We start from the raw sequence: 25,663 nt of genomic DNA on the forward strand, positions 1-25,663 counted from the left end.
CCGGGCTATTTTATGCCTCGTTTTGATACATATCCGGTTATCTATTGGCTAATTACGTACGGTCTGTGCTGGGGGGTAGTGTGGGTAAGCAGTAGACTACGGATTAGTAGCCGACTATTCATTGCTTCCGCGCTGGGCTTGTTGTTTTTGCTGCGGTTACCCAGCATTGTATACAATTACGAGATCAATCCGGACGAGAGTCAGATCATTACCCAGGCCCTTACGCTCCGTCACGATCCGGTGTATTTCAGAGCTGTAGATGGTACCACGGGCGGCCCGCTGGACAGCTACTTTCTGATTCTTCCTTCACTGCTGGGGCTTCCCTTCGATTACATCACGGCACATTTAACCGCCTTCGGACTCATTGCCGTCTGCTTGTATCTGCTCTTTAGAACCGCAACGCTCTGGTTCGGCGAAGAGGCTGCCCGACTGGCCTTGCTGCCCCTGGTGTTCGTCCTTGGGCTAACCCAGGCCGGTGATTTCCTTCATTACAATAGCGAACTGGTGCCGCTCGCCCTGCTTAGCGCGAGTTACTACCTATACGCACGGCTGAAAAGCGAACGGCCGTTCAGCATCTGGCGTATTACTTTGATCGGCTTGTTGCTGGGCATGGTTCCATTCGGAAAGTTACAGGCCGCACCTATGGCCGCCGTCATTGGCTTATTTACGCTGTTAACGGTTTTTAGGGCAACCCGCCTGCACACATCCGAAAAACTTGGCCGGGCCGCTATTTTAATTGGAAGTAGCCTGCTGTTTCCAGCAATATTTACCGGCCTGACCTGGCTCAATAAGGTCTATGACGATTTCGTTACGTTCTACCTGGTCGGAAACCTACGCTACGCCAGTGACACCAACCAGCTACAAAGCATACTGCGCCTGCCCGAATTCTTTCGCAACGGTGAGTCGTTTGACTGGTTCATTAAATTGTCGCTGCTGGTTTGGATTGTAGGCGCAGTGTACGCCTTACGGCACGCAAACGGACGTAGCAAGGCTGAACGTAACAGAGCTGGTGGATGGCAGCGGATCGGGTTCTGCGTTACGTTGCTGATGGCCACGATTTTCGCGATTACCCGAACGGGATCGGAGTACATTCATTACCTGTTTTTTCTGACGGGCCCACTGGTGTTTGGAGCCGCCTACGGTTGGAGTCAGTTGCCACAATCCGTGCTCAGCGGGCGTTGGGTTGGAGCTGGTATCCTGGGGGCTTTTCTGATTCTGTTCGCCGTTCAGGTAGTGGTCAGACACCGGCAGGCTATTCCCCTGAACCGTTACCCGTCGGAGTGGCAAAACGGTTGGGCCGTTCAGCCGTCACCCGTTTCGAAAGCGATTGCCAACTACGCACAACCGGGCGAAAAACTGGTAGTTTGGGGTTGGCGCTGCGATTATTACGTGCAGACGCAGATGCCGCAGGGCGTAGCGGAGAACCATACCATTCGGAGTGGGTTTAAACATCCAATGCAGGCAATCTACCAAAAACGGTACGTACGCGATTTCGTCCGTTCGTTTCCGCCCGTCTTTGTCGATGCGGTGGGTAGCCGGAATCTGTGGATGACCGATCGGAAAACGCAGGGACACGAAATAATAAAACCGCTTGGCAAATTTATTGCCGCTCATTACCGCTACGTAGGCCTGGTCGACGATACCCGTTTATACGTACGTCGGGATCGTATTCGCCCTTCGCCACTAAACACCGAGCATCCTTTGGCCAAAAAGTAACCGGTAAAAGAACCAAACACGATTGACTGATTAAGAAGAGTTATGTGGACAAAAAAAGGACTGATTTATAAACCTGACGGATCGCAGCCATTCAGCCGCACGCACGCGCAGGTGCCATTTGGCTTTCCGTTGGAAAATAAGCTGCGTGTCTATTTCTCGACCCGCGACGAAAACATCGCATCAGCTACCTCGTTCGTAGAGCTTGATCCACAAGATTTATCGAAGGTAACCTACGTTCATGATAAACCATGTCTGACGAAAGGAGCCGTCGGAATGTTCGACGAAACGGGGGCTATGCCGTCGTGGTTCGTACCCGTCGGTGACGAAATCTGGCTGTATTATACCGGCTGGAACAAGAGCGAAACTGCCAGTTATCGCCTGGGTATTGGCTTGGCCATTAGCCGGGACGGTGGCCTCACCTTCGAGCGGAAATATACCGGTCCTTTACTCGACCGTTCGATCTACGATCAGGTTTGGGTGGCCCAGCCGTGCGTTATTCGTGAGGGCGATACCTGGCGGATGTGGTATCTGTCCTGCACCAAAATCGAAGTCATTAACGGCCATCCCGAACCCTTCTATAACGTGAAATACGCGGAGTCAACGGATGGAATTAACTGGCAACGTACCGGTCACGTCTGCGTCGGATATGATGAATTCACAGATGCCATTGGTCGACCAACCGTTTACAAGGACGGTGAGCTGTATAAAATGTATTTTTCATACCGGAATGCAACCAATTACCGCACCGACGTTCAGAAAAGCTACCGGATCGGATATGCCGAGTCGAAAGATGGCCTAAACTGGGAGCGAAACGATGATCTGGCCGGTGTTGAACGCTCCGCTGAAGGATGGGATTCGATGATGATGGATTACTGTCATATTTTTGAGTACAACGGTCAGCGCATCATGCTGTACAACGGGAATGGTTTTGGTGCGTCCGGATTTGGCTACGCCATCGAGCGGTAGCCCACGACAGGCACCGAAGCGGCTGACATTTATCAGCTCTTTCTTGCACAAAAATCATAGAATTGTGCCCTTCGATAGATTACGTTTGTATTATTCATAGCTACCGCTCTATTTTGTCTAAAACAGTAAGCAGAATGAAAGAGTTATCGAAATACCTCATACAGGTCAACGCTGAGTTCAAAGACGGCCAGATCGTTCCCGAGATTCCTTACGAAGACGTAATGAAGCTCGTCAATGAGCCGAACATTGTTATCGTCAAAACGGGTATTCCGGAAGAAACGCTACGTACCATTATCGACACGACCCGTAGCTGGGCGGCTAAAACCCCTTTGGCAGAGGCCCCCGATACATTCGATAATAACCAGCATAAGCACCGGCTTCATATTGCTAAAATACAGCAGGCCCCGCAGTTGTTTCACGACCATACGTTCGATGCCCTTCTGGAGCTTGATGAACCAACCAAGCAATCGCTGTTGCAGGTTTTCGATCCGATGCGCCGGTTCTGGAACAGTCTGACGGGCAACAACGAAGAATATGGCGTTCGGAAAGGGCAGCCGTATTTTCACCCGCAGGTTACGCATTACCCGATGGGCGGTAGTTTTTTTGGTCGCCACTGGCACCCGCTTAATCCGCAGAAAGTCGGTACGATTCTTGCCCTCAATCAATATGGGAAAGATTATACGTCCGGTGGTACGGGCTACGTCATTAACGACCATATCGTTGAGACCGAAGGTTTCCAGGATATGGGCGATATGATTTTGTTCCGTTACGATTTGCCGCACTGGGTAAGCCCCTCAAGCTTTGCCGATCGCTTTAGCTGGGACGACCCCGCCGGCCGCTGGGTCGCCATTCTGCCGTTCTACGATCCGTGGGGGAAACCAGCGGATAAAGATGAGCCGCAAGGCTGGAAAACCCAAATTCAGTCGGCTAAAACCGCTACGTCGGAGGCCGCCGTTTAATCAAGAAATACTCATTACCGAGTGACGGTGAACGGAGTATTCGTTCCTATCTTTGTCGGTGAAACGAAAGCCCGGTCTTTAACGCCCGCCAGGTTGCGTTCGGACCGGGTTTATTTTTCGTATTATGATTAAAGTAAGCGTCCTGATTATCACGTACAACCAGCAGAAGTTTATTCGTAAGGCGATCGATAGTGCCCTTGCGCAAAAAACGACGTTCACGATTGAGATTCTGGTTGGTGATGATTTTTCGAGCGATGGCACCCGCGACATCATCCAGGACTACGAGCGCCTGCACCCTGGCCTGGTGAAAGGCGTACTGCACCCACGTAACATGGGTAAAAACGGGGGGATAAATTTTCTGGAAACGCTGAAACTAGCCCAGGGCGAATATTATGCCCTGATGGATGGGGATGACTACTGGACCGATTCGCTTAAACTCCAGAAGCAGGCTGATCTGCTGGATGCGCACCCCGACTATTCAACGGTGTTCCATAATGCCTTGATTACGTACGAGGACGGGACGCCTTCGCATTTGCTCAATGGTCCGGACATGAAGCCGTTCTATACGGTCGACGACCTGATCGGCGAAGATGAAATCTGGTTCATGGCTACGTCCAGCACCATGTACCGCAATTCAATCAAAGAGTATCCAACCTGGTTTCGGGAGTCGTCGAGTGGCGATATCCCAAGGCTTATCCTCAAAGCCAAGCTAGGTAAGATCGGGTACATTCCGGACGTAATGTCGGTGTACCGGAAAAATCGGGGCGGAGCCAGCTACGCCGATAATTATTACGAGGAATCGTTTTTGCGAAATCGGATTCAGATGTACCGCGATATTAACCGCGAACTCGATTATAAATACGATCGGGTACTCCGCCGGAATATCGCCCGGTACTATCGGATGCTGCTGGACTCGAAGCAATACAAAAATCGCTATTTCCGACGGGTATTCTACGCCCTGAAATATTTACATCTAGGCCGCCCTGATTGGGAAAAAACGAAATTTGTCATTCGTGACTACGTCCTGCCCAAGCCTGTTACTAAGTTATACAGTAGTATCCGGCTTCTGCCGCATCGGAATTAAGCCAGCAAGCTTGTAATTTGTAGCGTGCCCGGTAGATGATGGTACTTGCCAGGGTCGACAAACCAGAATGGATATGAAATTAAGCGTTGTTATACCCGCCTACAACGAGGAAGAATCGTTACCCCCTACGCTACGTGCGCTGTATCAGACACTGGCCAAGCACGGGATTCCGCACGAGATATGCGTTACCAACGATAACTCTAAAGATGGCACGCTTCAGGTACTGCAACAGTTAGCCGCAACGGAAATTCCGACGTTGGTGTATTATACCAATCCCGGACCGAATGGGTTCGGCTATGCGGTGCGGTACGGACTGGAACGGTTTTCGGGCGACTGCGTAGCGGTGTTTATGGCTGATTTGTCGGACGATCCAGAAGATCTGGTTAAGTTCTACAACAAGATGGTTGAAACCGATGTCGATGCTGTGTTTGGATCGAGATGGGGTAAAGACGGGAAAGTGATCGATTATCCACCCCTCAAAAAATTCATTAACCGCATTGCCAACTTCATCGTCAAGCTGGTGATGGGCATCAAATACAACGATACAACAAACGCGTTTAAACTCTACAAACGCGAGACAATAGAAGGCATAAAGCCTTTTCTGGCTCCCCATTTTAACCTGACCGTCGAGTTGCCACTCAAGGCAATTGTTCGTGGATACACCTACGCAGTAGTACCCAATAGCTGGACAAACCGAAAGTATGGTGAATCGAAGTTGAAGATCAAGGAAATGGGTAGTCGCTATTTCTTTATTCTGATGTACTGCCTGATCGAGAAATACTTCTCACAGGGCGACTTCAGAAAGAAACCAGCCACGCCTGTAGCGCAGACCGTAAGCCGGTAATCAGTTATTGGCTTATGAGTCCTTTCAGACCTGGAATCTGATAGATGGCCAGCGATTGAATAACGGCCCAGAAAATTCCGCTCATTAGCATATACAGCAGCAGCTGACTTCGCTTGGCCCGAAAGGATACGGCAAGTATGGTGCCGCCGATGGGTGTCAGAATCAACGGCGTTAATAGCGCGATGCCCATTAAACCAGACCGCTTCCAGACACGTACCGCCATGCGGGTTCGATTGGTGAATCGTTTGGGCTGCCGGGGGCGGTAACGCTGCATCAGGGCCTGCAAAGCCGCACCGGCATACGTAACAACCAGTACGCTTACCATCATTCCCAGCGTTGTACAGATCGCTGTTTCTAGCCAGTTCAGCCCCAGGGCCACTCCTGACAAGGGCCCGCCAACAAATTTGATGGTGCTGGCAACAATAACCGATACGTACTTGGCAACTTGCATAACGAGGCTTTTCTATGAGAACAACACGCTAAAAATACGCGTTGTTTAGTACAATGCCGTTACTAGACTCAGCTTATCCGGGGCCGCCTGCTTATCAGTACAATGGCCACCTGCAAACGATCCTCCCCAGCCTTACGCGTACCGTAACCGGCGTTACGTATACTCGTCAGCGGCTCACTCTCTCCGACGACGATTTTGTCGACCTGGACTGGATTAAAGGAGGTAACTGCCGACTGATTATTCTAACGCACGGACTGGAAGGTGACAGCAATCGCCAGTATATGCGGGGAACCGCTAAACTGTTTGCCACAAACGGCTTTGATGTGCTGGCCTGGAACTGCCGCTCCTGTAGTGGCGAGATGAACCGGGCGTTTCGGTTGTATAATCATGGCGAGATTGGCGATTTAGGCGAGGTAATCGACCACGCTTTGCGGACTGGTACGTACGACGAAATCGTGTTGGTCGGGTATAGCATGGGCGGAAACATTACGTTGAAATACCTGGGTGTGCATGGGCCCAATCTGCCGGGCGCTGTCAAACGGGGTATTGCGATTTCGGCACCTACCGATTTGGGAGCCAGTGCCCGTATGCTTGACCAGCCCGCTAATCGATTCTACAGAAACCGGTTTATGAAAAAGCTGATTATTAAGCTGACCCAAAAAGCCGATCGATTTCCAGGGCGACTGGATATGACCAGACTGCGCTTTGTGAAACAATGGCGTGATTTTGACGAGTTTTTCTCGGCCCCAGTGAATAACTACCGGGATGCTGACGATTTTTACACCCAGGCGTCGGCCGTTAATTTTATGCCGGGGATAACGGTGCCGACTTTGCTGCTGAACGCCCAAAACGATCCACTCCTGACGGTTGAGTGTTCGCCAGCTTGGTTAGCGAAAGAGCATCCTTATGTATTTTTGGAAACGCCCGCACGGGGTGGTCACGTTGGCTTTGCGGTTTCCCGCGATACATACACGTATGCTGAACGCCGTGCACTAGCGTTTGCAAAGAACCTGATTTAAACTGATTCGATCGTGATCAATATTGTTTATACCGACGCTTATACACTCAATCCAGGTGATCTGGACTGGGAGCCGATTCAATCGCTGGGGAATGTTACGTTCTATGACCGAACCTCGCCTGATCAACTGCTGGAGCGGATCAGCGATGCCGAGATCGTACTCGTCAATAAAGTTAAACTGAACCGGGACGTACTGAGCCAGTTACCCAAATTGCGATACATTGGCGTAACTGCCACCGGCTACGATATAATCGACGTAGCAGCGGCTCGCGAACAGGGAATTACCGTCACCAACGTAAAGGGATACAGCACCGATTCGGTGGCTCAACTCACGTTCGCTTTATTACTTGAATTAACGCATCATGTCGGTCGGCACAGCCAAAGCGTTCACAACGGAGACTGGGTACGTTCCGCCGACTTTTGCTATGCCAAGTCACCTTTGGTTGAACTGGCCGGTAAAACACTGGGTCTGGTCGGCTATGGAGATATCGGTCAAAAAGTGGCCGAAATTGGGAAAGCGTTTGGGATGCGTATTCTGGTGAATCGCCGAAGCGCTTCCCGGCAAGAAGTACCCGACGTTACGTTTGTTGACCGAACTACGCTGTTTGCGGAGAGCGATGTGGTGTCGCTGCATTGCCCGGCTACGCCCGATACCGTTGGCTTTGTGAATCGTGACCTGCTGAACGTAATGAAGCCAACCGCGTATCTGCTGAATACCAGTCGGGGAACGCTGTTGAACGAACAGGACGTCGCTGCTGCCTTAAATGAAGGAAAAATTGCCGGAGCGGGTTTGGATGTGTTGTCAGTTGAGCCTCCTAAAGAAGATAATCCGTTGCTCACCGCAAAAAACAGCCTGGTTACACCGCACATCGCCTGGGCGAGTTTTGAAGCACGGAAGCGGTTGTTGGGTCTGGTTGCCGACAATATTCAGGATTTTCTGAACGGCAATCCGCAAAACGTTGTGGCTTAAGTGCCTGCAATTTGGATCAGGTCTTCAATCTGGTTGATAATCGTAGCGTTTTCCGGCATGTTAATATCCTGCCCAACGATCTGGTAGCCCGTAAATAACAGGTGCGCATCCGGAAAAGCTTTAACCAACCGATCAACAAAGGGCTGTACTTCGTGGTTGGAAGGTACGGACGTAATGGCGGTAAACACATAGTCAGGCTTGTGCACGTTGTAGGCAAACACCAGTTCATTGAACGGCAGGCTCTGCCCCAGATAAATTACTTTGTTGTATCGGGCGCGAATGATGTAGTTGGCAAACAACAAACTGATTTCGTGCAACTCGCCCTCTGGTAAAAACAGCATATACTTCTTGCCGTTCGGGCGCTGTTTACTGACCTGACCATCAATGGCCACAATGATTTTCTGACGGATCAGATTGGAAATAAAGTGTTCCTGCGCCGGACCAATTGAGCCAGTAACCCACAACGTACCGATCCGGCTTAAAAACGGATAGATGATGTGAATCATCGTGTTCTCGAAGCCAAATTGCAGGATATTCGTACTGATTATTTTTTCAAAACGCTCTTCGTCCAAATCGATCATCGAAATTGTGAGCGCATGAATCTGATCGGGATAATTGAGCTGCCTGTCGGATATCTTGATTACCTCCCGGTACATCTCTTCTACCGACAATTTCGATATTTCTGAAATTTTATAACCGTGGTCTTTCAGCAACGAAATGTTGAGTACCAGCTTAAGATCCTGATCGTCGTACGTGCGGATGTTTGTATCTGTACGTTTGGGCGTGATGATGTTGTAGCGCTGTTCCCAGATACGTAGCGTATGCGCTTTAATGCCGGATAGCTGTTCTAAATCTTTTATCGAATAATTACTCATGAGATAAGATTGCTAGATGTGAACAACAGCGAACATTAGTACGCACATTTACTAACTGGCTTGCCTTCGAATTGGCTAAAAACCAATCGAATACATATATCGAACGCAGGCGTACTGATCGCTCTCAGCTTGAACAAATTTACTACAATCAACAAAAGTACTTATATTTTGTTTAATTATTTTTTAAAAAACATCAACAAATTATGAGATATGAAGAACAGGAACTGAAGGGCGAGCAGCCATTTCGCCAACCGGTTGCCCTTCCGGAATGGTAAGGCGTACCAAATTGCAAACAAGACGCAGGAGACCAGCCACCAGCCAACGTAATTCTGAATAGGAACGGGCTGGCCAAACCAGGTCCAGAAATCTAGCTCAACGGCTACTGGTTCAATGAAAAAATCCAGTGTAACCATCAACGTGGCTGCTACCAGCGTTTTCCCATATACTGGCAAGGCAAGCCGGTCGCATACTGATCCGCAGCAGTATGAGAGTGTAAGCCAATTGATGCCAATAACAGGCGGAACTTCCCAAACCCGAGCGCCCAGTCCCCAACCATACGCGTAATGCCCAAAGATTGATCCGGTATGGACGCCGATCACCTCGATAAAATAGCCCGTCAGCACAGCCAGCGCTGCATAGACGTAGAAAGCAGGTCGCCAGTCGGTATGATACAGCAGCAGAACAACCAGGGAACTGATTAAGGTGAGCGGACTGAGCGGTCGGAAATAATCCGCCAGCACGGGGAGCTGGAGGCCTATGATGCCAGCCAGATAGGCTACAGTCAATACCGTGAGAACGGTGGGGTGATAACGGGGAGCTATTGGAATACTGATAGGCATGCATCAGTAACTGCGCGTGTGAGCAGAAGGTTAGCCTATATAAACGAAAAAGCCCCGACAGAATCAGGGCTTTTTACCAGGGTGAAAGACGGGGCTCGAACCCGCGACCTTCGGAACCACAATCCGACGCTCTAACCAACTGAGCTACAATCACCGTTTTGGACTGCAAAAATAACAAATAATGGATAATGTACAATGAGTAATCACTTTTTTAGCGAATTATTCAGCGTACATTATCCAGAGTATACCTTATGCCTGTTTACCTTGCTGATACCGCTTTTCGGCAGCATTCCAGTCAACTACGTTGAAGTAAGCCGCAATGTAATCGGGACGACGGTTCTGATACTTCAGGTAGTAGGCATGTTCCCACACGTCGAGGCCAATAACCGGGAAACCTTTCACATCCGCTACGTCCATCAGCGGATTGTCCTGATTCGGGGTAGAGGTCACAGCCAGTTCCCCGCTTGGAGTTACCACCAGCCAGGCCCAGCCTGAGCCGAACCGAGTAGTAGCCGCTTTGGTAAATTCTTCTTTAAAGGCATCAAATGAGCCAAATTTCTGCGTGATAGCGTCGGCTAACTCACCCGTTGGTTGACCGCCACCGCTGCCCGAAATGGTATTCCAGAACAAGGTATGGTTGTAATGACCTCCGCCGTTGTTCCGAACGGCTACCGGTGACTGACTCACATTGGTCAACAGCTCTTCAATGGATTTATTTTCTAAATCAGTGCCAGCAATAGCATTGTTCAGGTTGGTCACGTAAGCATTGTGGTGCTTATCGTGGTGAATTTCCATGGTTTGCTTGTCAATGTTTGGTTCAAGCGAATCGCTGGGGTAGGGCAGGGGATCTAATACAAAAGCCATTTTACTATGAGTTTGATGGAAGATTATTCGGTTTTGTTAACAACCCCATTTTCAATTATGTTCTTAAGTGCCTAAAAAACTTCTCAAGTAAGGCTTTGCTTTCGTCGGCCATCACGCCAGTTTCGATTCGGGTTTTCGGATGAAGCAGGGGTTGATTGAAGCGGGAAAAGCCTCGTTTGGGATCATCAGCCCCGATGACAAGCCGACCAATCTGCGACCAGAACAAAGCCCCGGCGCACATGACACAAGGTTCTAAGGTTACGTATAAGGTGCAGTCGGGGAGGTATTTACCGCCCAAGTGCTGAGCCGCAGCGGTGATAGCAAGGATTTCGGCATGGGCCGTTACGTCGTTGAGCTGTTCCGTTTGGTTGCGTCCTTTGCCAATGATTCGGTTGCGACTTACTACAACAGCCCCGACCGGAATTTCACCAGCCTCAGCGGCCTCTTCGGCCAGACTGAGCGCTATTTCCATGAAGTAATCATCCGAAAACATAATACAGCGAAATTACGTGGCCTGAAGGTATGAGCTTTACACGCAAACAGCCATCAGGTATATGGATGGCTGTTTGCGAAGTTGGCTTACTGTTTTACCAATTTTCGAATCGTATGTCGATCACCGACCTGAATTCGTAAGATGTATAGTCCGTTCGGTTGACTACTCAAATCCAGTTCGTTACGTCGGCTACGAGATGTCGATTGCAGGACCGTTCGACCGCGCAGATCAGTCACTTCAAAGTTTGCCGGATCGTGCGTCAGCGGAAGGTCTAGCTCCACGGTCAGCACCGAAGTCGTGGGCACCGGATAGGCTTTCACCAGGGGGTCGAGCGAGTTGTTTTCGATACCCAGCAGGGGCAGCACCGAAACCGTAGCCGTACCCGAAATCGATCCAGTACCGCAATTGTTAGTTACGGTTGTTAGCCGGTACGTTGTGGTGCGGGCAAGTCGAACTTCCGCTACGTACGGGCTTGTCGTTGCTGTTGCGGAATAGCTCCGAGCGCTGTCGGCATACATTACAGTCCAGGGGCCGTCGCCACCTAACGCAATGGTCAGGTTAGCGGGTGATCCCTCGTAAATATCCTGCGTACCGGTCAGCGTTGCTGTTGGCAGCGAGCGTACGGTCAGTAACGTCGGACTGTTGGTGCCGGTAATGCCTATCTCCGGGTTCGCTGCTTTGACGCGCACGTAATACTGACCGCTGGGTAATGCCAGCGGCAATGTACCGGTTACCGGAGAGCCGACGGCGGTAGCGGGTACCGCGTATTTCTTGGTGGTGTCGGCCAAACTGGCTAACTCAATACTGAAGCTATTCCCCGGATTGAATTCGCCGGTTGTGATAAATGGAACCGTCAGCGCCGTACCCGCGCAGAGCGTCGACGTATTGAAGGCCGTAGTCGATACGGTTGGTACGCGAACCACAACGCCAGCCGTAGCCGGGTTACCTGGCAAGCCAATGCCGCATCCATTTGTAACGGCGATTACCTGATACGTTGTATTGCCGCGGGGTAACACCATGATGGTCGTGTCGGATCGCAGCGATCGGCCCGAGTAACCGTCCGAAATGGTATAGCTGTAGGGTGCAGAGCCGGTAAATTTTAACTGCAATGATGTTCTCTGACCTAAATTAACCGAAGCGTTTGAAGGAGCCTGTAACGATAGCGTAGGGGTTGTGTTGACCACTACCCGAATGGTTGCGCGTGGGCTATAACAGCCATTTGCTCCAATCTGATAGACATAAAAAGCGTCTCCCTGTGGATCAACATTCGTGTTTATCGTTGAGGGCGTCGGCGCGTTGTCCGTGGTGCGCTCGTACGGATCAATCCAGCGTAGCCGCCCACCTGATTCGGCAGACGCTTCCAGTGGAGCCGCTTTGTCGTTGATGCAGTAGGAAACGACTGACTTGGCAACTGTCGGCGCGGCTGTACTATTGACGGTCACCTGTATCGTTGCCTTACCCCCCTCGCAGTTATTGACGGTTTGAGAAACGTCGTAATTAAAGGTGCCTGTTCGGCTGATAGAAGGAGTGGGCGCATTCGGAAATGCATTTCCATCTGGATTATACCATTTCAGATTCGCTCCATTAGCGGTTAAAGGCGATACGTTTTGAGCGGGCTGATCGGGTACAGCTTGACAATACGTAAGGTTCGACACACTCGGCGGAGCGGGCAGGGCATTAACGACAACGGTTATCGTCGCTTTAGGCCCTTCGCAGTTTTCATTCGAGGTTTGAGACACTTTGAACGTTTGCGTACCTACGTTATCTGTATTTGGTCTTGGAGCGCTACCCAGCGGAGCATCGTTTCCGGTATACCATTTCAGGTTTTGACCACCTGCGGTTAAAGGGCTGGGATCCTGTTTATTACATAAGCTAACGGAGCTTACACTCGGCGCGCCTGGCAACGCTTTAATGCGAACATTCAACCCAACACGTGGGCTCTCACAATCGTTCAGTGACTGACTGATGTAATACGTGACTGTACCAACATTGCTAGTGCTAAGAAGTGGCGCGTTTACAGATGCGGTTCCTCCCGTGGCGCTGGTGCCGTACCAGTTTGGCGTGGCATTAGCGACTAAAGTGGCGTTCAATGGCTGTGGTGGTGCGCCCTGACACAGTTCGATTGCCGATGTACCAGGAGCCCCCGGTCTATCTTTTACTTGTACTGCAATAGACGCTCGGTCACTTTCGCAGCTACTGACGGTTTGTGTTACGAAGTAAAGCGTAGTACCGACAACGGCAGCCGTTGTCGTGGGGATGGTTGGTGTAGTAGACCCTATACCTCCTGTTGAATTTGTTCCGTACCACTTTAAGTTTTGTCCGGTAGCCGTTAAGGGTTGTGCCGTTTCTCCTTCGCAGTAGGCGCTGGGCGGGATAGTCGTCGGGGCTGCTGGTACAGCGTTAACCGTAACGGTTAAGGGAGTACGTGTACTTTCACAGCCATTTACGGTCTGACTAACGTAATAAACCGTAGTTCCTGTGGCGGATGTGGAAGGGACAGGTGCCGTTGGCGAAGCGGTGCCACCGGTTTGGTTGGTACCATACCAGTTCAGGGTTCCACCTGTAGAAGGGGTGGCAGCGAGGGGAGTAGCGGTTCGGCTCTGACAAATTATCGTGGGACTCATAACGGCCGGTACTGAGGGCGTTGCCTTAACTGTAACGGTAATAGGGGCTCGCGGCCCTTCGCAGCCGCCCTGGGTCTGACTAACGTAGTACATACTGGTTCCAACCTGTGTGGTTATTGGAACGCTTGGCGTTGGCGAAGCGGTACCTCCAGTTGCGTTAGTGCCATACCAGTTCAGCGTTGCTCCGGTAGTGGGCGTTGCGGACAGCGCGGTTGCTGGCTGGCTTAGACAGTAGGCGGGCGCAGCGGCCGTTGCTGGGGCAGGTGGAGCATCTTTCACCTGAACGACAATGGGTGTACGGGCGCTCTCACATCCGTTGACAGTTTGGCTAACGTAATACGTAAATGTACCGGCCAGGCTGGTGCTCGGTATCGTAGCCTGAGTTGAAGCGGTGCCACCGGTTGCACTGGTACCATACCATCTTAAGTTTTGGCCAACTGCCGCAAGTGCGGCTACTGGAGCGCCTTCGCAGTAGGGGGCGGGGGCAGTAGCCGTTGGTGCCGGTGGCGGACTGCTGATTGTAACAACGATGCCCGCTCTGGGTCCTTCGCAGCCATTGAGTGTCTGGCTAACGTAATACGTGGTGCTGCCTGCCGTTGTTGTACCCGGAATGGGTGCTGCCGAAGCGCGTGTCCCCCCGGTTGCACTGGTGCCATACCAGTTCAGCGTTCCGCCAGCGACTGGCGTAGCGGTTAGCGCCGTAGCTGCCTGATTTAAACACAACGTAACGGGGTTCGTTACCGGCGCATTCGGCTTATCTTTAACTGTTACGCTGATGGGTATTCTGGGGCTTTCGCAGCCTCCAACGGTTTGGCTGACGTAATAGAGCGTATTCCCAATAATATTGGTGCTTGGCAAAGTAGCTGTACCTGATCGAGTCCCCCCGGTTGCACTGGTACCATACCAGTTCAGCGTTCCGCCTGCCGATGGAGTAGCCGTCAGCGCCGTAGCTGCATCACCTTCGCAATATGGAGGGGGGGGCGTAGCGTTCGGCGCAGCGGGTACGTTAATGGTTACTACTGACAAAGCAGTTGAGCCGACGCGGGCCGGAGCACTTGATACAACCCGAATTCGATAGGCGGAGCCAGGATCAACATTGGCCGGTATCTTCGCATTGATGACAAGTCCGGCTGACGTCGTTCCAATAACTGTGGGGTTTGTAGGAAATGCACCGGTTACGTCTGAGAGTTGAGCAGAAAAGACATTTCCGGCAGAAAAGACGCCACTCGGGGTAAACGTAACGGTGATGGTTCCTTCTCGACAAACCGAAGTAGGCGCAACGGCACCCGTTGTTATCGTCTGGCCGAAGCTTTGCGTAAGCGATACTCCCGCAAAAAACAGCCAGCAAAATAGATAGGCGTAAACATTACGTCCTTTCATAAAAATATGAGCAGTTAAGGGGATTAAAGTTAACGTATTTGTGAAAAACACAGGCTATTATTTCATATACAAGCCATCTCGAACGCATGGGCTAATGCCTTCTCTCCGCACAAAAGCTTGACAGTAAGTATGATATAATAATTGCCGATTTAAGCTAAGGAAGTTACCGATTGCGGTGAAGCGATACCACAATAACGGTGCCACTACGGTTTCGCCGTGGCACCAAATCCGTTAATAAGTAACTGGAAATTTATAATCTGGCCGAATGGCCACTGAATCTCTTTACTGAACAGAGCTGTAGATAACCTCGTGGATGCGTCGACGAAGTTTAGTCGTATTGATCGTATTGTTACCGGCTGTTGGGTAAATACGGTTCGAGAGAAACACAAAGATCAGCTCCTGGTCGGGGTCAACCCAAACGACGTTACCAGTGAAACCGGTGTGACCAAACGAACGGGGCGATACCTGCGGTGCCATGTAGACGCTGCTCGGACTTTCGGGGTTCGGCTTGTCCCAGCCTAAGGCCCGGTGGCTCCGGTTGCTCAGCGTTTGCGTAAAATAAGGCACCGTCATAGGATGAAGGATACGCTGTTCACCGTATTCGCCTTTCTGAAGATTCATTTGCAGTAGCGTAGCAATCTCCCGGGCGTTGCCAAATAAACCCGCATGGCCTGAAATGCCGCCCTGCACGGCCGCCATCTGATCATGAACCGTACCAACCAGGAGTTGGTTGCGGTAATACGTGTCCTGCTCGGTTGGTGCGCACTGCGGGTTTGCCAGCCGTTGAAGCGGAGTAAAGCCAAGCTGATGCAGACCGAGGGGCTTGTAAACGTGCTCGGTTACAAACTTGTCCAGAGGCTTTTTGCTGACACGCTCCACAATCTTCTGGAGCATCAGAAAGTTCAGGTCACTATACACATACGCTGGTTTTCCTGATTCGTCGGTTTTGCGCGACATTGGCGACTGCACAACCCATTTCCAGACCGAATCTTTCAGCGCGGGAACAGCCCAAAGAGTCGGCGCTATCTGAAGCGTATGCAGGCTGTCCGGCGTTGGATTATAGTATTCTGCTTTTAAGCCTCCACCCGACGTCCGGGTGCGGTCCCAGGTGGTGGGATAAAACGAAACCATGCCTGACTGGTGCCAGAGCAGGTCCTGAATAACAATATTTTGTTTGTTCGTACCCCGCAGTTCGGGGAGGTAAGAAGATGCTTTCTGACTGAGGTCAATCTGCTTATTGTCGTATAAGACCATGACCGACTGCAGGGTCGCCAGCACTTTTGTGAGTGAAGCCAGGTCATACAGGGTTTCGTCGGTTACTTTGGTCGCTCCCGGCGAATAGGTTAAGGCTCCAAAGTTTTTGCTGTATACCACTTTCCCTTTACGCGCTACCAGCACCTGACAGCCCGGTACGACGCGGTCTTTTACAGCACTCTGAACGATACCGTCGATTTTAGCCAAAACCGCTGACTTCATACCGACGCTTTCTGGTGAACCTATCGATAGCCGCCCTTCGGGAGAGATATTCAGACCAAGGCCAATTTTCAAATCACCAGTCGACACAGGCAGCATACCTCGCGCACCCAGGCCCCCAAATAAGACTTGTGGCACCACCCGCTGCATATCGTCAAGCTCCTGGTACGCGCAGATTAAAGCATCCGCCGACGAAAACTGCGGCAGGCTGTAAGGCGATCCGAAAGCCGCAACGATAACTTTCGTGCCCCGCTGCTTCAGCCGGTTGATCAGATCAATAGATGCTTTGGTAATGCCGTATTTGCGCGAAGCGGATTCGCTCATGCGGTGAAAGCTCATCACCACCGTATTGGCATCACCAATTTGAGCGAGCATGTTGTTCAGATCGACTTCTGAGACCGGCTTCTCCGGATAGGCCAGCGTCTGGAAAGGAGCGTACTGATTCAGCGTTTTCTGAAATACGTTGCCCGGCTCAGCCCCGATGGCCACAGAAGCCAGTCGCAACGTATCGAGCCGTTTGAAAGGTAACAGGTTATTTGCGTTGCTGGCTACCGTTACCGACTGTTCGCACAACTCCTGCTTGAGTAACTGAGCTTCGGGCGAATTCAGATCCGCAGCCAGACCGCTGAGGTTTATTGGTTTATACTTGTTCAGCCCCGCCCAGTACTTGGCGCGCAGGATCTTCTTGACTTTTTCATCGACAAACTCCTGCGAAATTACCCCTTGCTGAATGGCATTGAGAATGTTAACGGTTGCCTCCCGAACGTTTTCGGGATACAACAGAATGTCGTTACCGGCCATCAGGGCGCGGAGGTTAACATCCATCGCTTTCTGCGACCGGCTAATACCGCCCATGTTGAGCGCATCGGTAAAGACCAGTCCACGGAAGCCAAGCTCTTTTTTGAGTAACTCGGTTACAATTTTCTCGGACAACGTAGCGGCCAGGGCGGGCGTGTTGTCGATAACCGGTACGTGCAGGTGACCGGTAACGATGCCCATCAAACTGTCGGCAATCAGCTTGCGGAATGGATATAGGTCGATCTCCCGCATCTGCTCCGGCGAGCGGCTAACGGTAGGCAGTGTATGATGCGAATCGGCATTGGTATCGCCGTGACCCGGAAAGTGTTTTGCCGTGGCAATAACGTGAGTCTGCTGCAAACCGCGCATGTAGGCCGAAGCTTTCAGCGCTACGTTCTCTTTCGATTCGCCAAACGAGCGCACGCCAATGACGGGGTTGGCGGGGTTACTATTGATATCGGAAACTGGAGCGAAGTTGATGTGAATACCCAACCGCTGGCACTGGCGGCCAATTTCGGCTCCCATGCGATAGATCAGCTCATTATCACGAATGGCACCGAGCGCCATCTGCTTCGGAAAGTCCATTGCACTGTCGAGCCGCATGCCCAATCCCCATTCGCCGTCGATGCCGATCAGCAGCGGAATTTTAGAGGCAGCCTGGTACCGGTTTGTCAGGATCGCCTGCCGATAGGGGCCACCCTGGAAAAAGATAAGACCACCAATGTGATTGGTTTGAATGAGGTGATCGATGTACTGATAGTGATTTTCGTGGCGATTGGAGAAGGTGGCCACCATAAAAAATTGGCCAACTTTCTGCTCGGGCGTTAACGTATTAAAAACACTGTCCACCCACTGCCGACCACTATCGGGCAGGGTAAACACTTCGACGGGACGAGCTGCGGCTCCTGGTACGTATGTGGGCACTTCTACCCGTGCGGGGCGCTCAGCAGGACGTTTAGCGGCAGCCTTTGAGGCCGAATGAGAAATACGCGCCCAGATGGAGCGACCCGGTTCTGTTAAGCCAAACGCAGTTAATAAACTGACAGATAAGCAGCCAATTAATAGGAATGGCCTTACTACATTACTACGCATGGGTACTTAATAGGTAAAAAAAGGTACAGTCAGCTATCGGTGGTTTTCGACAAACCATAAAAGTAGCCATTGCCTGTTTAAATCCATAATCTGTACTGGAATAGTCAAAGTTTTTAACGAAAAAATAAAGTTCGTTTGTGCTAAAAACTGATTAACTATTCCTTAAAAGAAATGGATCGGCTCGTTTGACGCCTTAAAAACCTGACTAAAAGCTGATTGTTAGATATAAATTAAGTCTATAAGTTTAGTGGCATAATGGGAATGGGCTGCCCGTGGGTTGTTACAAGCTGAACTAGCGGTTGCTAATGAGTTGGGCGTGAGCTAACGTAGCAATCTTATGCTGCGTAGTATTAAGAGGGAAAGCAGGCAGTAAAGCCGGGAGAAATAGTATTCGGGAGGGCACCGAAACTAAGCAAAATCAGTGCTTAATGCACGTAGTACGCAGGAAATGCAGCGTAATACACTACGTTAAAAGACGGAAGGGGACTTGACTGAAAAGTCGGAAGCAGATAGGTACGAGAAATCTAGAGGAGTGAGTATAGCCGGAGCACGGTACCTAACTCAAAAAAGGAGAATTTGAAGAGAGCAACAGGTGAATACCATACGCTCGTATAGCCCAAAAGTTGGGGTCACTTAACTCAAAGGTAACAGTTACTTTAGTACGCTTGTGTTGAGCGCACCCGTACCAGGGCCTGCACGAAGCGTTTGCTCAGCGTACTTTTACTAAGCTCAACCGTCGGTTGCCAGCATACCGCAGCCATCGATCTGGTTTTGGTAATGGCCATCGACGCTTTGGCTTTCATCTGTTTGCGAGCTGCGAACACGTTGTGGGGGTGTCCCATACTCATTGCCTGGCCGCTCAGTCCCAGCGCTAAAATTCCGATGATTAAGGATGTTTTCATGACCTTGCTTTTAAACTTACAACGCAAAGTTATATGTTTTGTTTGGTATCTTGCAATACATAGTACTAAAATTTCTTAAAATTTATTGGTACTAAGTGGGGACAAGTGGATTTTTCAGTGTAATGACAACCGAATGCCACTTGCCCCCTATACGATGCGTTGATTTTAGTCGACCACGACTCGTCTTACCGCTCCGTCTTCGTTTTGCGTTACGGTAATGAAGTAAGTACCCTGCGACTTCTTGCCCAGATCAATCTGGCCAACAAACTCACCCGAGAAGTCTTTGATGTCGCGCCGGGCCACTTCTTTGCCTTTGGTGTTCGTGACAACAATCGATATATCACCTTTAGCAGGGGCCGTGAACCGAATGTTGAGTTGGTTTTGATCCGGATTATTCGGGTAAGCGTCCAGACCCCGGATCGTGGAGGGCTTTGCGTTAAAATTGCGGGACCAGTCCTCGAACGGGCGGGCTAACTGCCGGTCCAAGTCTCTGGGCACTTGAAACTGAAACCGGTTGAGCCGGTCGGCCAATGAATCGGTTCCCCGGCGAAATTCATAACTCCAGTTCTGATTGTTCCAGCCCGGCAGTGGACCACGGTGAACGTATACATCGGCAGGCAACCGCCGTTTGCCCGGATTAAGACGCTCCCGTGTCACGACCCGATCGCCATTGTTATCGTCAATGATGATGGTCATCTGCTGCTTACGGGTATCTTTACGAGTTGCCTTTAACGAGTCGACCAGTTTCGTCACCAGTTTGTCGCGCTCCGAATCGGTCATGCCGTCAACGCGATACGTGCGTTCAATTTCGCGAACTTCATCGCCGTTACGTTCAATAATGTGAACGTTTACTTCTTTTCCCGATGCTTTGGGCGAGGCAGATCCGGCCTTTTGCGCGACGGCTAATCCGCTCAGCGCACCCGTAAGTAACAGAGCCGGAACGAACCGGTGCCATACGAAAACTGTTTTTTTCATGGTACAAAACGTTATCAGACGAAGGAACGACAAGTTGGTAAAACGGTTAGCGTCAGGGTTGTTAAAGTTTGTTAAACGACCAATGAGTGGCCGCCGTGGTTCGTACTTTTACTGACGACCTAAGCCGTTTTCACAATAGAGTAGAGAAAATAGGTGAAGGTTGCATGAGCGGGTAAAAAATGTCAAAACAACGTATACAATGGATTGTGGCGCTTATGGCGGTTGGCCTGCTGGGTTTAGTAGGCTTACAACTGTATTGGATTAGCAGTGCGCTGCAATTGCAGAAAGAGCAGTTCGCCTACAAAGTGACAGATGCCTTGCAGGAGGTTGTCCGGACGCTCGAGCGCCAGGAAATCGTTTACCTGACCAAGCAGCGGGTGCAGGCGCGCGAACAGCAGAACCGATTGATGGCTATTGCCAAAAAGGAAACCAAATCGACCCAAAAGCCAGTTCAACGCCCCCCGGTCGCTCAGCCCAAACCAAGCCAGCCAGTCGATGCGCTGACCTCAGCCCGGCAGGTGATGGTGCCGGGTACCGCTCCAGCTGGAGCGGTTGTGGTTCAATCCGACGTTCTGCATCCGGTGGTGAAACCATTATCGCCTGAGCAGATGATGGTGGTGGAGGAGTTTTTCCGGCAGCAGGAAGAGTTGATGGCCGTTGGTGACTGGCAAACGCAACTGCTGCAGCAGCAGGAATTCGATCAGTGGGTGGAGCGGGTGATGACGAGCGAGTTGAACCACATCAACAATCAGGTGGCGCAGTCGGCGCGTCGGAAAGATTCAACGATGCGCATGGCGAAGAGTAAGCTACGTCGGTTTGTTCAGCAGCAGAAAGTGCAGCAGGCCGAGGTCGACAAACCCGCCGAGTCGGCACCAGTCAACCACACGGCCGCGCTTAGCCAGCATCGGGCCGAAGAACAGTCGCACCTGATCAAAGACGTGTTGAAAGGGTTGCTGTTGTCGGACCGGCCCATCGAAGACCGGGTGAACCGGGTGGCGCTCGATACGTTACTTCGGCAAGCGCTGGTCGAGCGAGGCATTACCATTCCGTTTGCCTACGGCGTTCGTACGCGGCTTCGTCCCCAGTTTTTGTTTACGTCGATGGGGTCGGAGTTCCGGCAGTTTGAGGACAAAGGCTACAAAGCCGCCTTATTTCCGAATAATCTGCTTGAGACCGGTAATTACATGTACGTTTACTTCCCTACACAGCAGGAGTTTATTCTGAGTCGGCTTGGCTTTATGTCGGGGGCTTCGGTTGTGCTGATTCTGGTCATTCTGGCTTGTTTTTACATTGCCATCAGTACCATTCTCCGACAGAAAAAGCTGGCTGACATCAAGAACGACTTCATCAATAACATGACGCACGAGTTCAAGACGCCGATTTCGACCATCTCGCTGGCGGTTGAAATGGCGCAGGAACAACTGCGGTCACCTACGGCGGCTACATCTCCCGAACCCGCTCGCCTGACCCGATACATGGGCATTATCCGTGACGAGACCCGGCGGCTGGGTTCGCACGTAGAGAAAGTGTTGCAGATGGCCCTGCTCGATCGGGGTGAGATAAAACTGAAATTATCGCCCGTAAACGTTCATACGGTCATCGAAAAGGTCTTGAATAACATTGGTATCCAGGTTGAACAGCGCGAAGGGGAGGTCGATCTGGATTTTGAGGCCGATAATGAGGTGGTAGAAGCCGACGAGATTCACCTGACCAACATCCTCTATAATCTGCTCGACAACGCCATCAAGTATTCGCCGGAGCATCCGCACATTACCATTCAAACGCGGAGTTTGCCCGACGGCATCAGCATCACCGTTGCGGATCAGGGCTTGGGAATGACCAAAGAGCAGGTCATCCGCATCTTTGAGAAGTTTTACCGCGTACCGACCGGTAATCGGCACGATGTCAAAGGCTTCGGGTTAGGGCTGAGCTACGTAAAGAAAATGGTTGACGAGCACCACGGACAGATTCAGGTTGAAAGCCAGCCCGGCAAAGGCAGTTCGTTCGAGATAATCTTACCTTATAAAATTGTGAATGAGTGAATGAGCGATTGAGTGAATGTTTTGATAGCGTCAACTTTATTCACTCAATCGCTCATTCACTCATTCACTCAATCGCATTATGCCTAAAATCTTACTTGTTGAAGACGACCCGAACCTCGGACAGCTCGTGCAGGAATACCTGACCATGAAGGGTTACGACACCGATCGGGCTACCGATGGGAATCAGGGGTTGCAGCAGTTTATGGTGAACCCGTATGACCTTTGCATCTTCGACGTAATGATGCCGAAGAAGGACGGATTTACCCTGGCGAAAGAGGTACGTATGGCCGGTCGTGATGTGCCCATCATTTTTCTGACGGCCAAATCCATGCAGGAAGATACTATTCAGGGCTTCAAAGTCGGCGCTGACGACTACATCACGAAGCCGTTCAGCATGGAAGAGTTGCTGCTCCGAATTCAGGCCATACTCCGTCGTTATCAGCGTACGAACGATGCCTCTGAGCCCACTACGTATCAGATTGGCTCGTTTGCCTTCGATTATCCCCATCAGTTACTCGTTCACCAGAATGATACCGGCGAATCTCAGTCGCAGAAGCTGACCAGTAAAGAATCGGAATTGCTGAAGCTGCTGGCGCAAAATCTGAATCAACCCGTTAGCCGCAGCTTTGCCTTAAAAATGGTCTGGGGGGACGACTCCTATTTCAACGCCCGCAGCATGGACGTATACGTAACGAAGCTGCGTAAATACCTCAAGCCCGACGAAACGGTGCAATTGGTGAATGTGCATGGCGAAGGATTTAAACTCATCGTCTAGGAACAGACAATCCGTATCGGGCGTTAGCTTGATTACTGGGTAACGTAGAATAAGACTGTTTAGGACTTTACTTTGTCATCCCTTGCAAGCTCGGGATGTCAACAAGGCTCTATTCTTATCCTGAATAACCACTTCAGTATACGTTACTCATCACTCAATTGCAGAACGCTTAATTGTCTTACGATGAATCTCATTCGCCGTCCGCGCCGGAATCGCCAATCGGCCGCCATCCGCGATATGGTGCAGGAAACGCGCCTGTTACCTAGCGATTTTATCCTTCCCCTATTTGTCATGGAAGGTCAGAATGTCCGCTCCGAAGTAGCTTCCATGCCCGGTATCTATCGGCTGTCAACAGATTTGCTGCTGGACGAAGTGCAGGAATGCCTGGATCTGGGGATTCGCACATTCGATTTGTTTCCAAATATTGCCGAGTCGAAAAAAGATAAGTACGCCACCGAGAGCTATAATCCCGATGGCCTGTACCTGCAAACCGTTCGGGCTATTAAAGACCGGTTCCCGGAAGCTGTGATCATGACCGACGTAGCCATGGACCCGTACAGCTCCGATGGGCACGACGGTATTGTTGAAGATGGTAAGATTCTGAACGATCCAACGCTGGAAGTGCTCGGTAAAATGGCCCTGGCGCAGGCGCAGGCCGGCGCTAACATCGTCGGGCCTTCCGATATGATGGACGGCCGCGTGGGCTACATTCGGCAGGTGCTTGATGAAGGCGGTTTTCACGACGTAGCTATCATGGCTTACACGGCTAAATACGCCAGTGCTTTCTATGGACCGTTCCGCGATGCGCTCGATTCGGCTCCAAAATTTGGGGATAAGAAAACGTACCAGATGAATCCGGCCAACAGCCGCGAAGCGCTGATCGAAGCGCAACTCGACTTCGCCGAAGGAGCCGACTTTCTGATGGTAAAACCAGCGCTGGCCTATCTGGATATTATCAAACTGCTGAACGACAATTTCGACCTGCCCATTGCCGCCTATAATGTTAGCGGAGAGTACGCCATGATTAAAGCTGCCGCTAAAATGGGCTGGCTGGACGGCGAACGCGCCATGATGGAAGCCCTGATGAGCATCAAACGGGCTGGTGCCAAAGTCATTCTAACCTATTTTGCCAAGGAAGCCGCCCGAATGCTATGAGCAGACTTTTAATACGTAACGCCCGGCTGGTCAACGAAGGACGTATTGTCGAAACCGACGTATTAACCGACGGGGGCTTCATTGCCCAAATCGGTACGGGTTTGTCTGACCAGAACACGGACGTAGTGATCGACGCGGATGGGCAATACCTGCTGCCCGGCGTTATTGACGATCAGGTGCATTTTCGGGAGCCGGGTCTGACGCATAAAGCTACTATCCATTCCGAATCGCGGGCGGGTGTAGCCGGGGGCGTCACTACGTTCATGGAGATGCCTAATACGGTCCCGAACGCCTTAACGCAGGCGCTTCTGGCCGACAAGTACGCCATTGCGGCTCAAACGTCGCTGGCGAACTACTCGTTTTTCATGGGCGCATCGAACAACAATCTTGATGAGGTGCTACGTACCGACCCACGTACAGTATGCGGCATCAAGGTGTTTATGGGCTCGTCTACGGGGAACATGCTGGTTGATGATGAACACGTACTCGCCGAGCTATTCCGGGAAGCGCCCATGCTTATTGCCACGCACTGTGAAGATGAAGCGACCATCCGGGCAAATACCGAGCGGTACAAGGCGGAATATGGAGAGAAGGCCAGTGCCAATCTGCACCCGATCATCCGGAATGAAGAAGCTTGCCTGCTATCGTCGTCGATGGCAGTAGAGCTGGCTCGCCGGCACAATACGCGCCTGCATATTCTGCATATTTCCACGGCGGATGAGTTACCGTTGTTCAGCAATGACAAGCCGCTGACCGAAAAGCGCATTACGTCCGAAGTGTGCGTGCATCACCTGTGGTTCGACAGCCGCGACTACGACCGGCTTGGCAATCTGATTAAATGTAACCCGGCCATTAAGGCTCCGCACCACAAAGACGCGTTGCTGGCTGCTTTGCTCGATGATCGGTTAGACATTATCGCCACCGACCACGCTCCGCACACCTGGGATGAAAAGCAGCAATCGTACTGGCAGGCTCCTTCGGGCTTACCGCTGGTGCAGCACCCCTTGCTGATGATGCTCGACTTCGTGAAGCAGGGTAAACTCTCCATCGAAACGGTTGTCCGGAAGATGAGTCACGCCCCCGCCGACTGTTTTCAGATAGACCGCCGGGGTTACGTTCGGGAAGGGTACTGGGCCGACCTGGTCCTGGTCGATGCAAACGCGCCGACTCATGTATCTAAAGAAAACATCCTGTACCAGTGCGGGTGGTCGCCGATAGAAGGTCATACGTTCGGGAATGCGGTCACCCACACCATTGTTTCGGGCGAGCTGGTTTACCAGAACGGTAGCTTCCGCACCGACCGTGCGGGCGAACGACTCACCTTTGCCCGATAAAGAGACTAATTTTTTGCTGAAAATGCTTGCATAA

20 protein-coding genes and 1 tRNA gene are annotated in these 25,663 nt (G+C 51.2%); 11 read left to right on the forward strand and 10 right to left on the reverse strand.

Annotated features, from left to right (window positions below; all coding sequences use genetic code 11):
- Positions 1 to 12 precede the first annotated feature (12 nt).
- The 5 genes from ACYVIY_RS13385 to ACYVIY_RS13405 all read left to right on the forward strand — a co-directional run bounded on the left by ACYVIY_RS13385 (position 13) and on the right by ACYVIY_RS13405 (position 5,569).
- The gene (locus ACYVIY_RS13385; RefSeq protein ID WP_460976855.1) at positions 13 to 1,716 is read left to right on the forward strand and encodes a hypothetical protein; all 1,704 of its coding nucleotides are present in this window, start codon (positions 13 to 15) and stop codon (positions 1,714 to 1,716) included.
- 42 nt (positions 1,717 to 1,758) lie between these two features.
- Positions 1,759 to 2,682, forward strand: coding sequence for a glycoside hydrolase family protein (locus tag ACYVIY_RS13390; RefSeq protein ID WP_460976856.1), 924 nt, complete (start codon positions 1,759 to 1,761; stop codon positions 2,680 to 2,682).
- A gap of 134 nt (positions 2,683 to 2,816) precedes the next feature.
- Positions 2,817 to 3,641, forward strand: a complete 825-nt coding sequence (locus ACYVIY_RS13395) for a hypothetical protein (protein ID WP_460976857.1) — start codon at positions 2,817 to 2,819, stop codon at positions 3,639 to 3,641.
- A 124-nt stretch (positions 3,642 to 3,765) separates the two neighbouring features.
- Positions 3,766 to 4,725: a glycosyltransferase family 2 protein gene (locus ACYVIY_RS13400; protein ID WP_460976858.1), complete on the forward strand. Its 960-nt coding sequence runs from the start codon at positions 3,766 to 3,768 to the stop codon at positions 4,723 to 4,725.
- A gap of 73 nt (positions 4,726 to 4,798) precedes the next feature.
- Entirely contained in the window at positions 4,799 to 5,569 is a 771-nt protein-coding gene (locus tag ACYVIY_RS13405; protein ID WP_460976859.1) for a glycosyltransferase family 2 protein, read from the forward strand.
- Positions 5,570 to 5,573: 4 nt separating this feature from the next.
- On the opposite strand, the gene ACYVIY_RS13410 is transcribed toward ACYVIY_RS13405, so the two are convergent.
- Positions 5,574 to 6,020 (reverse strand): hypothetical protein, encoded by a 447-nt coding sequence (locus ACYVIY_RS13410; RefSeq protein ID WP_460976860.1) that lies wholly within the window; start codon positions 6,018 to 6,020, stop codon positions 5,574 to 5,576.
- A gap of 53 nt (positions 6,021 to 6,073) precedes the next feature.
- Here ACYVIY_RS13410 and ACYVIY_RS13415 point away from each other — a divergent pair, with 53 nt between their 5' ends.
- Together ACYVIY_RS13415 and ACYVIY_RS13420 are read left to right on the forward strand one after the other, a co-directional pair.
- Positions 6,074 to 7,039 carry a YheT family hydrolase gene (locus ACYVIY_RS13415; protein WP_460976861.1) on the forward strand — a complete coding sequence of 322 codons (966 nt, stop codon included), beginning with the start codon at positions 6,074 to 6,076 and terminating at the stop codon, positions 7,037 to 7,039.
- 15 nt (positions 7,040 to 7,054) lie between these two features.
- The gene (locus tag ACYVIY_RS13420; RefSeq protein ID WP_460976992.1) at positions 7,055 to 8,008 is read left to right on the forward strand and encodes a D-2-hydroxyacid dehydrogenase; all 954 of its coding nucleotides are present in this window, start codon (positions 7,055 to 7,057) and stop codon (positions 8,006 to 8,008) included.
- Here the strand turns inward: ACYVIY_RS13420 and ACYVIY_RS13425 are convergent.
- The 9 genes from ACYVIY_RS13425 to ACYVIY_RS13465 all read right to left on the reverse strand — a co-directional run bounded on the left by ACYVIY_RS13425 (position 8,005) and on the right by ACYVIY_RS13465 (position 20,323).
- Entirely contained in the window at positions 8,005 to 8,883 is an 879-nt protein-coding gene (locus ACYVIY_RS13425; protein ID WP_460976862.1) for a MerR family transcriptional regulator, read from the reverse strand. The two genes, ACYVIY_RS13420 and ACYVIY_RS13425, sit on opposite strands and share 4 nt — an antisense overlap.
- A 176-nt stretch (positions 8,884 to 9,059) precedes the next feature.
- Positions 9,060 to 9,722, reverse strand: coding sequence for a carotenoid biosynthesis protein (locus ACYVIY_RS13430; protein WP_460976863.1), 663 nt, complete (start codon positions 9,720 to 9,722; stop codon positions 9,060 to 9,062).
- Between the two features lie 79 nt (positions 9,723 to 9,801).
- A tRNA-His gene (locus tag ACYVIY_RS13435) sits at positions 9,802 to 9,877 on the reverse strand.
- Between the two features lie 94 nt (positions 9,878 to 9,971).
- Complete coding sequence (locus ACYVIY_RS13440) at positions 9,972 to 10,586, reverse strand: superoxide dismutase (RefSeq protein ID WP_460976864.1); 615 nt, start codon at positions 10,584 to 10,586, stop codon at positions 9,972 to 9,974.
- A 55-nt stretch (positions 10,587 to 10,641) separates the two neighbouring features.
- Positions 10,642 to 11,079, reverse strand: a complete 438-nt coding sequence (locus ACYVIY_RS13445; protein ID WP_460976865.1) for a nucleoside deaminase — start codon at positions 11,077 to 11,079, stop codon at positions 10,642 to 10,644.
- Between the two features lie 86 nt (positions 11,080 to 11,165).
- A complete protein-coding gene (locus ACYVIY_RS13450; RefSeq protein ID WP_460976866.1) occupies positions 11,166 to 15,083 on the reverse strand; it encodes an Ig-like domain-containing protein in 3,918 nt (1,305 codons plus the stop codon).
- A 282-nt stretch (positions 15,084 to 15,365) separates the two neighbouring features.
- Positions 15,366 to 18,446 carry a glycoside hydrolase family 3 N-terminal domain-containing protein gene (locus ACYVIY_RS13455; protein WP_460976867.1) on the reverse strand — a complete coding sequence of 1,027 codons (3,081 nt, stop codon included), beginning with the start codon at positions 18,444 to 18,446 and terminating at the stop codon, positions 15,366 to 15,368.
- A 656-nt stretch (positions 18,447 to 19,102) separates the two neighbouring features.
- Entirely contained in the window at positions 19,103 to 19,348 is a 246-nt protein-coding gene (locus tag ACYVIY_RS13460) for a hypothetical protein (protein WP_460976868.1), read from the reverse strand.
- 165 nt (positions 19,349 to 19,513) lie between these two features.
- On the reverse strand, positions 19,514 to 20,323 hold the full coding sequence (locus ACYVIY_RS13465; RefSeq protein WP_460976869.1) for a T9SS type A sorting domain-containing protein: 810 nt from the start codon (positions 20,321 to 20,323) through the stop codon (positions 19,514 to 19,516).
- A gap of 179 nt (positions 20,324 to 20,502) precedes the next feature.
- Here ACYVIY_RS13465 and ACYVIY_RS13470 point away from each other — a divergent pair, with 179 nt between their 5' ends.
- From ACYVIY_RS13470 to ACYVIY_RS13485, 4 genes are all read left to right on the forward strand, one after another.
- Positions 20,503 to 22,365: a sensor histidine kinase gene (locus ACYVIY_RS13470; RefSeq protein WP_460976870.1), complete on the forward strand. Its 1,863-nt coding sequence runs from the start codon at positions 20,503 to 20,505 to the stop codon at positions 22,363 to 22,365.
- Between the two features lie 79 nt (positions 22,366 to 22,444).
- Positions 22,445 to 23,140, forward strand: a complete 696-nt coding sequence (locus tag ACYVIY_RS13475) for a response regulator transcription factor (RefSeq protein WP_460976871.1) — start codon at positions 22,445 to 22,447, stop codon at positions 23,138 to 23,140.
- A 183-nt stretch (positions 23,141 to 23,323) separates the two neighbouring features.
- A complete protein-coding gene (gene hemB, locus ACYVIY_RS13480) occupies positions 23,324 to 24,295 on the forward strand; it encodes a porphobilinogen synthase (protein ID WP_460976872.1) in 972 nt (323 codons plus the stop codon).
- Positions 24,292 to 25,629: a dihydroorotase gene (locus ACYVIY_RS13485; protein ID WP_460976873.1), complete on the forward strand. Its 1,338-nt coding sequence runs from the start codon at positions 24,292 to 24,294 to the stop codon at positions 25,627 to 25,629. The genes hemB and ACYVIY_RS13485 overlap by 4 nt, the downstream gene beginning before the upstream one ends.
- Positions 25,630 to 25,663: the final 34 nt, after the last annotated feature.

The sequence above is a fragment of the Spirosoma knui genome (assembly GCF_054780635.1).

Bases quoted from the DNA above. Each gene is read 5' to 3' on its own strand.
- ACYVIY_RS13390 (WP_460976856.1), top strand. From the start codon at position 1,759: ATGTGGACAAAAAAAGGACTGATTTATAAACCTGACGGATCGCAGCCA.
- ACYVIY_RS13430 (WP_460976863.1), bottom strand. From the start codon at position 9,722: ATGCCTATCAGTATTCCAATAGCTCCCCGTTATCACCCCACCGTTCTC.
- hemB (WP_460976872.1), top strand. From the start codon at position 23,324: ATGAATCTCATTCGCCGTCCGCGCCGGAATCGCCAATCGGCCGCCATC.
- ACYVIY_RS13395 (WP_460976857.1), top strand. From the start codon at position 2,817: ATGAAAGAGTTATCGAAATACCTCATACAGGTCAACGCTGAGTTCAAA.
- ACYVIY_RS13465 (WP_460976869.1), bottom strand. From the start codon at position 20,323: ATGAAAAAAACAGTTTTCGTATGGCACCGGTTCGTTCCGGCTCTGTTA.
- ACYVIY_RS13455 (WP_460976867.1), bottom strand. From the start codon at position 18,446: ATGCGTAGTAATGTAGTAAGGCCATTCCTATTAATTGGCTGCTTATCT.
- ACYVIY_RS13460 (WP_460976868.1), bottom strand. From the start codon at position 19,348: ATGAAAACATCCTTAATCATCGGAATTTTAGCGCTGGGACTGAGCGGC.
- ACYVIY_RS13485 (WP_460976873.1), top strand. From the start codon at position 24,292: ATGAGCAGACTTTTAATACGTAACGCCCGGCTGGTCAACGAAGGACGT.
- ACYVIY_RS13450 (WP_460976866.1), bottom strand. From the start codon at position 15,083: ATGAAAGGACGTAATGTTTACGCCTATCTATTTTGCTGGCTGTTTTTT.
- ACYVIY_RS13445 (WP_460976865.1), bottom strand. From the start codon at position 11,079: ATGTTTTCGGATGATTACTTCATGGAAATAGCGCTCAGTCTGGCCGAA.
- ACYVIY_RS13415 (WP_460976861.1), top strand. From the start codon at position 6,074: ATGCCGTTACTAGACTCAGCTTATCCGGGGCCGCCTGCTTATCAGTAC.
- ACYVIY_RS13475 (WP_460976871.1), top strand. From the start codon at position 22,445: ATGCCTAAAATCTTACTTGTTGAAGACGACCCGAACCTCGGACAGCTC.
- ACYVIY_RS13425 (WP_460976862.1), bottom strand. From the start codon at position 8,883: ATGAGTAATTATTCGATAAAAGATTTAGAACAGCTATCCGGCATTAAA.
- ACYVIY_RS13405 (WP_460976859.1), top strand. From the start codon at position 4,799: ATGAAATTAAGCGTTGTTATACCCGCCTACAACGAGGAAGAATCGTTA.
- ACYVIY_RS13470 (WP_460976870.1), top strand. From the start codon at position 20,503: ATGTCAAAACAACGTATACAATGGATTGTGGCGCTTATGGCGGTTGGC.
- ACYVIY_RS13400 (WP_460976858.1), top strand. From the start codon at position 3,766: ATGATTAAAGTAAGCGTCCTGATTATCACGTACAACCAGCAGAAGTTT.
- ACYVIY_RS13440 (WP_460976864.1), bottom strand. From the start codon at position 10,586: ATGGCTTTTGTATTAGATCCCCTGCCCTACCCCAGCGATTCGCTTGAA.
- ACYVIY_RS13410 (WP_460976860.1), bottom strand. From the start codon at position 6,020: ATGCAAGTTGCCAAGTACGTATCGGTTATTGTTGCCAGCACCATCAAA.
- ACYVIY_RS13385 (WP_460976855.1), top strand. From the start codon at position 13: ATGCCTCGTTTTGATACATATCCGGTTATCTATTGGCTAATTACGTAC.